Genomic DNA, 10,567 nt, shown 5'->3' on the forward strand with positions numbered 1-10,567 from the left:
GCTCGGACTGCCCGCCTCCGGTTACCTCTACGGCACCTACGAGAACCCCACCAACGCCGGCGACGGGTACGCCATGGCCTACCACGCGGGCGCCGAGCTGACCGGTATCGAGTGCTTCCAGATCAACCCGCTGATCAAGGACTACAACGGCCCGGCCTGCGCCTACGTCGCCAACCCGTTCGGCGGCTACCAGGTCAACCGGCACGGCGAGCGCTTCGTCGACTCCGACTACTGGTCGGGGCAGATGATGGCCGAGTTCGCCGCCGAGGTCGCCGGTGACCGGGGCCCGGTCTACCTCAAGCTCAGCCATCTGCCCGAGGAGTCGATCTCCGCCCTGGAGTCGATCCTGCACTCCACCGAGCGGCCCACCCGCGGCACCTTCCACGCCGGCCGCGGGCACGACTACCGCACCCACGACGTCGAGATGCACATCTCCGAGATCGGCCTGTGCGGCGGCCACTCCGCCTCCGGTGTCCGCGTCGACGACCACGCGCGTACGACCGTTCCCCGCCTGTACGCCGCCGGTGACCTCGCCTGCGTCCCGCACAACTACATGATCGGCGCGTTCGTCTTCGGCGATCTCGCGGGTGCGGACGCCGCCCGGTACAGGGCGTACGACGGCGAGCTTCCCGCGGACCAGGTGCGCGAGGCCCACGAGTTGATCTACCGCCCGCTGCGCCATCCGGACGGCCCTCCGCAGACCCAGGTCGAGTACAAGCTGCGCCGCTTCGTGAACGACTACGTGGCACCGCCGAAGTCCGGCGCGCGGCTCTCCCTCGCGCTGGAGGCGTTCGAGCGGATGCGTGCCGACATCGCGTCCATGGGTGCCCGGACCCCGCACGAGCTGATGCGCTGCGCCGAGGTCACCTTCATACGCGATTGCGCGGAGATGGCCGCCCGCGCCTCCCTGGCCCGTACCGAGTCCCGCTGGGGCCTCTACCATGATCGTCTCGACCATCCGGGGCGCGACGACGTCTCCTGGTTCCACCATCTCGATCTGCACAAGTCCCCCTCTGGTGCGATGGAGTTCACGGCTCGTCCCGTGGCTCCCTATCTGGTGCCGGTGGAGGAGTTCACCCCTGTCGGCGGTCCCTCCCGGCACCTGGGCGAGGTCCGTCCCGAGCACGTGGCCACGGCCGGGCCCCGCGAGGTGGCGCCGGTGGCCGCGCGGCCCGCGTCCGCACGTGCCGCCGACGCCGGTCCCGAGGACCGGGCGGAGGCCCGGAACGCCGCCTCGCCCCGGCTCCTGGAACTGCTGGACCTGGCCGAGCAGGAGCCGGAACTCGCGGCTGTCGAGCCCTACTTGGCGGACCCGGATCAGGCGGTACGCCGTACGGCCGTGGCGGTGCTGACGGAGACCGTGCCGCCCGGCACCGGTCAGGCCCTGGCCGGTGCGCTCGCCGACCCCGCTACCGAGGTCCGCGCGGCCGCCGCGGCCTCGCTGCGGGAGCTCGTGGAGACGCTGCCGCCCGAGCCGGCTCTGGGTGCCGCCCTCACCGGCGCGCTCTCTCACGCCGACCCCGTCGTCCGGGCCGCTGCCCTCGACGTGCTGCGGGCCCTGCGGCTCGGCGAGGCCGGGGTGTTCGCGGCGGCACTGGACGACCCCGACCTCCTTGTCCGGACGGAGGCCGTGCGGGCGCTCGTCTCGGTGGACGCGGTCCGGCCGCTGGCCGGCGCGGCGGACGATCCCTCCCGGGAGGTCCGGGTCACCGTGGCGAAGGCCCTGGCCACCGTCGGCGCGACCACCCTCGCCCCGGCGGAACGGAACCTGCTCGGTGCCGCCCTGGACCGGCTCACCGAGGACGGCGACCCGCTGGTGCGCGGGGCCGCGCTCGGCGCGCTGGCCGCCACGGGCTGCCCCCCGCCGCTGGCCGCACGTGCCGTGGCCGCTCTGTCGGACGCGGCCTGGCAGGTACGGTCCGGCGCCGCGACCGCGCTGTCCGCCGCATCCGCGGACCCGGCCGTCCCCGCCCTCGCCAAGGCCCTCGCCGACCCGAACGCCGACGTCCGTAAGGCAGCGGTCCTGGCCCTGAGCCGGCACCGGACCTCGGCGGAGGCGCGCGCGGCCCTCGCCACGGCCACGGCCGACCCGGACGCCGACGTCCGGGCCTACGCAGCGCGGGGGGCGTGACCCCCGGACCGCGCGGGGGTACAGCCGGCTATATCCAGTCGTCCGGTTCCGGCTCGTCCGCCGGCTCGGGCCAGTCGTCGTCCGGTCCGTCGTGGGCGGCCGGGGCTGCGCCGGCGGCCGGGTCGTCGCCGCTGCCGGCGGCCGGTCCGTTCAGGGAGGCCAGCACCTGGAGCACTCCCTCCCCGTACGTCGCCAGTTTCTTCTCGCCGACGCCCCCCACGGTGCCCAGTTCCCGTACCGAACCGGGCCACCGGGTCACGATCTCCCGGAGGGTGGCGTCGTGGAAGATGACGTAGGCCGGGACGCCCTGCTCCCGGGCCTGCTCGGCGCGCCAGGCCCGCAGGGCCTCGAAGGCGGGGAGCAGCGCGTCGGGCAGCTCGGCCGCGGCGGCCTTGGCCTTGCGGTCGCCCCCGGAGGCACCTCCGGACCGGGACCGGGAAGAGGCCGGCTTCTTCGGCTCCTTGCGCAGCGGTACCTCGCGCTCCCGCCGCAGCACCGAGCCGCTCGCCTCGGTGAGGACCAGGGTGCCGTACTCCCCTTCGACCGCGAGGAGCCCCTGGGCCAGCAGCTGCCGGACGACGCCGCGCCACTCGCCCTCGGTGAGGTCCTGGCCGATACCGAAGACGGACAGCTGGTCGTGGTCGAACTGGATCACCTTGCCGGTGCGCTTGCCGAGCAGGATGTCGACGATCTGCATCGCGCCGAACTTCTGTCCGCGCTCCCGCTGCAGCCGTACCACCGTGGACAGCACCTTCTGCGCGGCGATCGTGCCGTCCCAGGTCTCGGGCGGGGTGAGGCACGTGTCGCAGTTGCCGCAGCCCGCGGCATCCGGGTCCTGGCCGAAGTAGGCGAGCAGCTGGCCACGGCGGCACTGGGCTGTCTCGCACAGCGCGAGCATGGCGTCGAGGTGGGAAGCGGCCCGCCGGCGGAACGCCTCGTCGCCCTCACCGGACTGGATCAGTTTGCGCTGCTGTATGACGTCGTTGAGGCCGTACGCCATCCAGGCCGTGGACGGCAGGCCGTCGCGGCCCGCCCGGCCGGTCTCCTGGTAGTAGCCCTCGATGGACTTGGGCAGGTCGAGGTGGGCGACGAAGCGTACGTCCGGTTTGTCGATGCCCATGCCGAAGGCGATGGTCGCCACCACGACCAGGCCGTCCTCGCGCAGGAACCGGGACTGGTGCGCCGCGCGCGTGGCCGCGTCCAGGCCCGCGTGGTACGGAACCGCCTGGATGCCGTTGGCGGTCAGGAACTCCGCCGTGCGCTCCACGGAGTTGCGCGAGAGGCAGTACACGATGCCGGCGTCGCCCGGGTGCTCCTCCCGGAGGAAGGCGAGCAGCTGCTTCCTGGGGTCGGCCTTGGGCACGATCCGGTACTGGATGTTGGGGCGGTCGAAGCTGGCGACGAAGTGCCGGGCCGTCGGCAGGTTCAGCCGCTGGGTGATCTCCTGGTGGGTGGCGTCGGTGGCGGTGGCGGTGAGGGCGATCCGCGGGACGTCCGGCCAGCGCTCGCCCAGCAGGGACAGGGAGAGGTAGTCGGGGCGGAAGTCGTGGCCCCACTGGGACACGCAGTGCGCCTCGTCGATCGCGAAGACGGAGATCTTGCCGCGGGAGAGCAGGTCCAGCGTGGCGTCCAGGCGCAGCCGCTCCGGCGCCAGGTACAGCAGGTCCAGCTCGCCCGCCAGGAACTCGGCCTCGACCATGCGCCGCTCGCCGAAGTCCTGCGTGGAGTTCATGAAGCCGGCACGGACGCCGAGGGCCCGCAGGGCGTCCACCTGATCCTGCATGAGGGCGATCAGGGGCGAGACCACCACGCCGGTGCCGGGCCGGACCAGGGCCGGGATCTGGTAGCAGAGCGACTTTCCGCCGCCGGTGGGCATGAGGACGACGGCGTCGCCGCCCGCCACCACGTGCTCGATGACCGCCTGCTGCTCGCCCCGGAAGGCGTCGTATCCGAAGACCCGGTGCAGCGTGGCCAGCGCCTCGCTGTCGGCCGCGCCCGGCCCCTCGGTCACTTGTGGCATCTCGCTGATCCCGCCTGTCACGCCCATGGTCCTGTCCCCCGCCGGTCCCCCGTGTGTCGTCTCTCGACCGCTGCCTCCACGATAGGGGGCCGGACCGACAGCCCCGGAGTTATCCACAGGTTTCCCCGATGCACCGCCGTCAAGGACGCGATCGTCGTTCACGCGTTCGCGGGAGACTTGCCCCCTTTCCGCCCGATAGCCTGAACGCACTGGCGAGACTCCGTCGCATGGGAGCACTGATGAGCGTCGCACCGAAGGCGTCCGCGTCCAGCTGGCCGACCCCGCCGGAGGGCGGATGGACCGCCGACGACCTGGACCGCCTCCCGAATCTTCCTCCCCACACGGAATTGATCGACGGGAGCCTGGTCTTCGTGAGTCCGCAGACTGTATTTCACATGCGTGCTGTCGATTTCTTCAATTGGCAGCTGCAGTCGTTGGCTCCTGAGGAGTTCGAGGTCATCCGCGAGTTCACGATCGACATCGACCGCCAGAACCGGCCGGAGCCGGACGTGGTCGTCGTGCACGCGGACGTGGTGGAGGACCCGGGCCAGACCCGCTTCCCGGCGGAGTCCGTCGTCCTCGCCATCGAGGTCGTCTCCGAGGATTCCGTCTCCCGGGACCGCGAGACCAAGCCGCTGAAGTACGCCCGCGCCAAGATCCCCCACTACTGGCGGGTCGAGAACGAGAAGGGCCGGGCCGTGGTGCACGTCTTCGAGCTGGAGCCGACGACCGGCACGTACACCAGTACCGGCATCCTCCGCGAGCGGATGAAGGTGGACGCCCCCTTCCCCATGGACCTGGACCTCACCCAGATCAAGACGCGCCGCGACGGGAGCCGGTGACCGCTCCGGCATGCCGCTGCCCGGCACCCTGAGAGGGTTGCCGGGCAGCGGCGTCTCTACGGTGCGCGTCAGCGCACGAACACTCCCGCCTGATTCGCCAGGTCCAGGAAGTACTGCGGTGCCACACCGAGGACCAGCGTCACCGCCACGCCCAGGCCGATCGCGACCATGGTCAGCGGTGACGGGACGGCGACGGTCGGACCGTCCGGCCTCGGTTCGCTGAAGAACATCAGCACGATCACCCGGATGTAGAAGAACGCGGCGATGGCCGAGGAGATCACACCGATCACGACCAGCGGTGCCGCGCCGCCGTCCGCCGCCGCCTTGAACACGGCGAACTTCCCGGCGAAGCCGGAAGTCAGCGGGATGCCGGCGAAGGCCAGCAGGAACACCGCGAACACGGCCGCCACCAGCGGCGAGCGGCGGCCCAGGCCTGCCCATTTGGACAGGTGGGTGGCCTCGCCGCCCGCGTCGCGGACCAGCGTGACCACGGCGAAGGCGCCGATCGTGACGAAGGAGTAGCCCGCCAGGTAGAAGAGGACGGACGACACGCCGTTCTTCGACGTGGCGATGACGCCCGCGAGGATGAATCCGGCGTGCGCGATGGACGAGTACGCCAGGAGCCGCTTGATGTCGGTCTGGGTGATGGCGACGATCGCACCGCCCAGCATGGTGACGATCGCCACGGCCCACATGACCGGCCGCCAGTCCCAGCGCAGCCCGGGCAGGACGACGTAGAGCAGGCGCAGCAGCGCGCCGAACGCGGCCACCTTGGTCGCCGCCGCCATGAAACCGGTCACCGGGGTGGGGGCGCCCTGGTAGACGTCGGGCGTCCACATGTGGAAGGGCACCGCGCCGACCTTGAACAGCAGGCCCATGACGAGCATGGCGCCGCCGATCAGCAGCAGCGCGTCGTTGCCCATCGTGTTGGCGAGTGCCGGGTCGACGTCGGTGGCCGTGCCGTCGACGACCTGGGCGATGCGCGCGTACGACACGGAGCCCGCGTAGCCGTACAGCAGCGCGATGCCGAACAGGGTGAACGCGGAGGCGAACGCCCCGAGCAGGAAGTACTTGACCGCGGCCTCCTGCGACATCAGGCGCTTGCGGCGGGCCAGCGCGCACAGCAGGTACAGCGGGAGGGAGAGGACCTCCAGGGCGACGAACAGGGTCAGCAGGTCGTTCGCCGCGGGGAAGACCAGCATGCCGCCGACGGCGAAGAGGAGAAGCGGGAACACCTCGGTGGTGGTGAAGCCGGCCTTCACCGCGGCCTTCTCGCTCTCGCTGCCGGGTACGGAGGCGGCCTGGGCGGCGAAAGAGTCGACGCGGTTGCCGTGTGCCACCGGGTCCAGGCGCCGCTCGGCGAAGGTGAACAGGCCCACCAGGCCGGCCAGCAGGATGGTGCCCTGGAGGAAGAGGGCCGGGCCGTCGACCGCGATGGCGCCCATGGCCGCGATGTGCGCCTTGGTGGTGCCGTACCCGTCGGCCGCCAGGGCGACGACCACGGCGAACGCGGCACACAGAGCTGCGGCGGACACGAGTACCTGCGCGTAGTAGCGGGACCTGCGTGGCACGAAGGCCTCGATGAGCACCCCGGCCAGCGCCGCGCCGATGACGATCAGGGTGGGCGCCAGTTGTGCGTATTCGATCTTCGGCGCGTCGATCTTCGAGATCGGGTCGGCCGCGGTTGTCCACAGGCTGTGGACGGCTTGTGCGCTCACTTGGCCGCCTCCACTGCGGGCTTGGGGTCCTTCTTGTGTACGTCGGACATGGTCTGCTTGACCGCCGGGTTGACGATGTCCGTGACGGGCTTCGGGTAGACACCCAGGAAGATCAGCAGCACGATCAGCGGGGCCACGACGACCAGCTCGCGCGCGCGGAGGTCGGGCATCGCCGAGACCTCCGGTTTCACCGGTCCCGTCATCGTCCGCTGGTAGAGCACGAGGGTGTACAGCGCGGCGAGGACGATGCCGAAGGTGGCGATGATGCCGATCACCGGGTAGCGCGCGAACGTGCCGACCAGGACCAGGAACTCACTGACGAACGGGGCCAGTCCCGGGAGCGACAGGGTGGCCAGGCCACCGATCAGGAAGGTGCCGGCGAGCACCGGGGCGACCTTCTGCACGCCTCCGTAATCGGCGATGAGCCGCGAGCCGCGCCGGGAGATGAGGAAGCCGGCGACCAGCATCAGCGCGGCGGTGGAGATGCCGTGGTTGACCATGTAGAGCGTGGCGCCGGACTGTCCCTGGCTGGTCATCGCGAAGACGCCCAGGACGATGAAGCCGAAGTGCGAGATCGACGCGTACGCCACCAGGCGCTTGATGTCCCGCTGGCCGACGGCGAGCAGGGCGCCGTAGACGATGCTGATGAGCGCCAGGACGAGGATCACGGGTGTCGCCCACTTGCTGGCCTGCGGGAACAGCTGGAGGCAGAAGCGGAGCATCGCGAACGTGCCCACCTTGTCGACGACCGCGGTGATGAGCACGGCGACCGGGGCGGTGGCCTCCTGCATGGCGTTGGGCAGCCAGGTGTGCAGCGGCCACAGCGGCGCCTTCACCGCGAAGGCGAAGAAGAAACCGAGGAACAGCCAGCGCTCGGTGCCGGTCGCCATGTGCAGCGAGCCGTTGGCGCGGGCCTCGGCGATCTCGGTGAGCGAGAAGTTCCCCGCGACCACGTAGAGACCGATCACCGCGGCCAGCATGATGAGGCCGCCGACCAGGTTGTAGAGCAGGAACTTCACCGCGGCGTACGACCGCTGGGTGGCGGCCGTCTCCTCACCGTGCTCGTGCGCGTGGTCCCCGAAGCCGCCGATGAGGAAGTACATCGGGATGAGCATGGCTTCGAAGAAGATGTAGAAGACGAAGACGTCGGTGGCCTCGAAGGAGATGAGGACCATCGCCTCGACCGCCAGGATCAGCGCGAAGAAGCCCTGGGTGGGCCGCCAGCGGCGGCTGCCGGTCTCCAGCGGGTCGGCGTCGTGCCAGCCCGCGAGGATGATGAACGGGATGAGGACGGCGGTCAGCGCGATCAGTGCGACGGCGATGCCGTCGACGCCCAGCTCGTACCTGACCCCGAAGTCCTTGATCCAGGGGTGGGACTCGGTGAGCTGGTAGCGGGCGCCGCCCGGGTCGAAGCGGACCAGGACGGTGACCGCCAGGGCGAGCGTGGCGAGCGAGACGACCAGTGCCAGCCATTTCGCGGCGGTACGCCGGGCGGCCGGTACGGCGGCCGTGGCGACGGCCCCGAGGGCCGGGAGCGCCGCCGTCGCTGTCAGCAGAGGAAAGGACATCGGTATCAGACCGCCCTCATCAGCAGGGTCGCGGCGACCAGGAGTGCCGCACCGCCGAACATCGAGACCGCGTAGGAGCGGGCGAAGCCGTTCTGGAGCCGGCGCAGGCGTCCGGACAGGCCGCCGAAGCCGGCTGCCGTGCCGTTGACGACGCCGTCGACCAGGGTGTGGTCGACGTAGACCAGGGAGCGCGTCAGGTGCTCGCCGCCGCGCACCAGGACCACGTGGTTGAAGTCGTCCTGGAGCAGGTCGCGGCGGGCCGCGCGGGTGAGCAGCGAGCCGCGCGGGGCGACGGCCGGAACGGGCTTGCGGCCGTACTGCGCCCAGGCGATGGCGACGCCGATGACCAGGCACACCATGGTGGCGCCGGTGACCGTGGCCGCGCTGAGCGGGGAGTCGCCCTCGCTGTGGCCCGTGACGGGCTCCAGCCAGTGCAGGAAGCGGTCGCCGATGCTGAAGAAGGCACCGCCGAAGACCGAGCCGACGGCCAGCACGATCATCGGGATCGTCATGACCTTCGGGGACTCGTGCGGGTGCGGCTCGGTGTGCTCGCCGCGGGTCTCGGCGGCGGGCTCCACGCTGGGCTCGGCCGGGGACGGGGTCGGGGCGTTGCGCCACCGCTCTTCCCCGAAGAACGTCATCAGCATCACGCGCGTCATGTAGAAGGCGGTGATGGCCGCGCCGAGCAGGGCCGCGCCGCCGAGGATCCAGCCCTCGGTGCCGCCCTTGGCGAACGCCGCCTCGATGATCTTGTCCTTGGAGAAGAAGCCGGACAGGCCCGGGAAACCGATGATGGCGAGGTAGCCGAGGCCGAAGGTGATGAACGTGACCGGCATGTACTTCCTGAGGCCGCCGTAGCGGCGCATGTCGACCTCGTCGTTCATGCCGTGCATGACGGAGCCGGCGCCGAGGAACAGCCCGGCCTTGAAGAAGCCGTGCGTCACCAGGTGCATGATCGCGAAGACGTAGCCGATGGGGCCGAGGCCCGCGGCGAGGACCATGTAGCCGATCTGCGACATGGTCGAGCCGGCCAGTGCCTTCTTGATGTCGTCCTTGGCGCAACCGACGATCGCACCGAACAGGAGCGTGACCGCGCCCACCACCGTGACGGCCAGTTGCGCGTCGGGGGCGGCGTTGAAGATCGCGCCGGAGCGGACGATCAGGTAGACGCCCGCGGTCACCATCGTCGCCGCGTGGATCAGGGCGGAGACCGGGGTCGGGCCCTCCATGGCGTCCCCGAGCCAGGACTGCAGCGGCACCTGCGCGGACTTGCCGCACGCGGCGAGCAGCAGCATCAGGCCGATCGCGGTGAGCTTGCCCTCGGAGGTGTCACCGGTGTGGCCGAGGACCGGGCCGAAGGCGAAGCTGCCGAAGGTGGTGAACATCAGCATGATCGCGATCGACAGGCCCATGTCGCCGACCCGGTTGACCAGGAAGGCCTTCTTCGCGGCCGTCGCGGCGCTGGGCTTGTGCTGCCAGAAGCCGATCAGCAGGTACGAGGCGAGGCCGACGCCCTCCCAGCCGACGTACAGCAGCAGGTAGTTGTCGGCGAGGACGAGCAGCAGCATCGCCGCGAGGAACAGGTTCAGGTAGCCGAAGAAGCGGCGGCGGCGCTCGTCGTGCTCCATGTACCCGACCGAGTACAGGTGGATCAGCGAGCCGACGCCCGTGATGAGCAGGACGAACGTCATGGACAGCTGGTCCAGGCGGAAGGTGACGTCCGCCTGGAAGCCGGCCACCGGGACCCAGCTGAACAGGTGCTGCGTCAGGGTGCGGTGCTCCGCGCCCTTGCCGAGGAGGTCGGCGAAGAGGACGAGGCCGAACACGAAGGAGGCGGCCGACAGGAGCGTGCCGATCCAGTGGCCGACGCGGTCCAGGCGCCGGCCGCCGGTGAGCAGGACGGCCGCTCCGAGCAGGGGCGCCGCGATGAGCAGCGCGATCAGGTTCTCCACGATTCTTCCGACCCCTTACAGCTTCATCAGGCTGGCGTCGTCGACCGAGGCCGAGTGGCGGGTACGGAACAGCGACACGATGATCGCGAGGCCCACCACGACCTCCGCGGCGGCGACGACCATCGTGAAGAAGGCGATGATCTGGCCGTCGAGGTTGCCGTGCATCCGGGAGAAGGTGACGAACGCGAGGTTGCAGGCGTTCAGCATCAGCTCGATGCACATGAAGACCACGATGGCGTTGCGCCGGATCAGCACGCCGGTCGCGCCGATCGTGAACAGCAGGGCGGCGAGGTAGAGGTAGTTGACCGGGTTCACTTCGACGCCTCCTCGGTCCGC

At 70.6% G+C, this 10,567-nt stretch carries 7 protein-coding genes; 2 read left to right on the forward strand and 5 right to left on the reverse strand.

Translation table 11 applies throughout. The annotated features are described in order from the left end of the window. A partial coding sequence (locus IE312_RS05375; protein ID WP_229899102.1) for a HEAT repeat domain-containing protein occupies positions 1 to 2,131 on the forward strand: 2,131 nt, incomplete at its 5' end. Positions 2,132 to 2,159: 28 nt separating this feature from the next. Here the strand turns inward: IE312_RS05375 and recQ are convergent. Next, on the reverse strand, positions 2,160 to 4,178 hold the full coding sequence (gene recQ / locus IE312_RS05380) for a DNA helicase RecQ (RefSeq protein WP_189978799.1): 2,019 nt from the start codon (positions 4,176 to 4,178) through the stop codon (positions 2,160 to 2,162). A gap of 212 nt (positions 4,179 to 4,390) precedes the next feature. Here recQ and IE312_RS05385 point away from each other — a divergent pair, with 212 nt between their 5' ends. After that, positions 4,391 to 4,993: a Uma2 family endonuclease gene (locus IE312_RS05385; RefSeq protein WP_189978801.1), complete on the forward strand. Its 603-nt coding sequence runs from the start codon at positions 4,391 to 4,393 to the stop codon at positions 4,991 to 4,993. 68 nt (positions 4,994 to 5,061) lie between these two features. On the opposite strand, the gene nuoN is transcribed toward IE312_RS05385, so the two are convergent. Genes nuoN through nuoK form a run of 4 tightly spaced genes read right to left on the reverse strand, consistent with a single transcriptional unit; the run spans position 5,062 to position 10,546 of the window. Beyond that, complete coding sequence (gene nuoN, locus IE312_RS05390) at positions 5,062 to 6,711, reverse strand: NADH-quinone oxidoreductase subunit NuoN (protein WP_189978803.1); 1,650 nt, start codon at positions 6,709 to 6,711, stop codon at positions 5,062 to 5,064. Beyond that, the gene (locus IE312_RS05395) at positions 6,708 to 8,279 is read right to left on the reverse strand and encodes an NADH-quinone oxidoreductase subunit M (protein WP_189978805.1); all 1,572 of its coding nucleotides are present in this window, start codon (positions 8,277 to 8,279) and stop codon (positions 6,708 to 6,710) included. Before IE312_RS05395 ends, nuoN begins: the two co-directional genes overlap by 4 nt. 5 nt (positions 8,280 to 8,284) lie before the next feature. Beyond that, entirely contained in the window at positions 8,285 to 10,231 is a 1,947-nt protein-coding gene (gene nuoL / locus IE312_RS05400; RefSeq protein ID WP_189978807.1) for an NADH-quinone oxidoreductase subunit L, read from the reverse strand. Positions 10,232 to 10,246: 15 nt separating this feature from the next. Further along, on the reverse strand, positions 10,247 to 10,546 hold the full coding sequence (gene nuoK, locus IE312_RS05405; RefSeq protein WP_023547474.1) for an NADH-quinone oxidoreductase subunit NuoK: 300 nt from the start codon (positions 10,544 to 10,546) through the stop codon (positions 10,247 to 10,249). Positions 10,547 to 10,567 lie beyond the last annotated feature (21 nt).

It is taken from the genome of Streptomyces capoamus (genome assembly GCF_014654935.1).
Classification (GTDB): domain Bacteria; phylum Actinomycetota; class Actinomycetes; order Streptomycetales; family Streptomycetaceae; genus Streptomyces; species Streptomyces capoamus.

Bases quoted from the DNA above. Each gene is read 5' to 3' on its own strand.
- recQ (WP_189978799.1), bottom strand. From the start codon at position 4,178: ATGGGCGTGACAGGCGGGATCAGCGAGATGCCACAAGTGACCGAGGGG.
- IE312_RS05385 (WP_189978801.1), top strand. From the start codon at position 4,391: ATGAGCGTCGCACCGAAGGCGTCCGCGTCCAGCTGGCCGACCCCGCCG.
- IE312_RS05395 (WP_189978805.1), bottom strand. From the start codon at position 8,279: ATGTCCTTTCCTCTGCTGACAGCGACGGCGGCGCTCCCGGCCCTCGGG.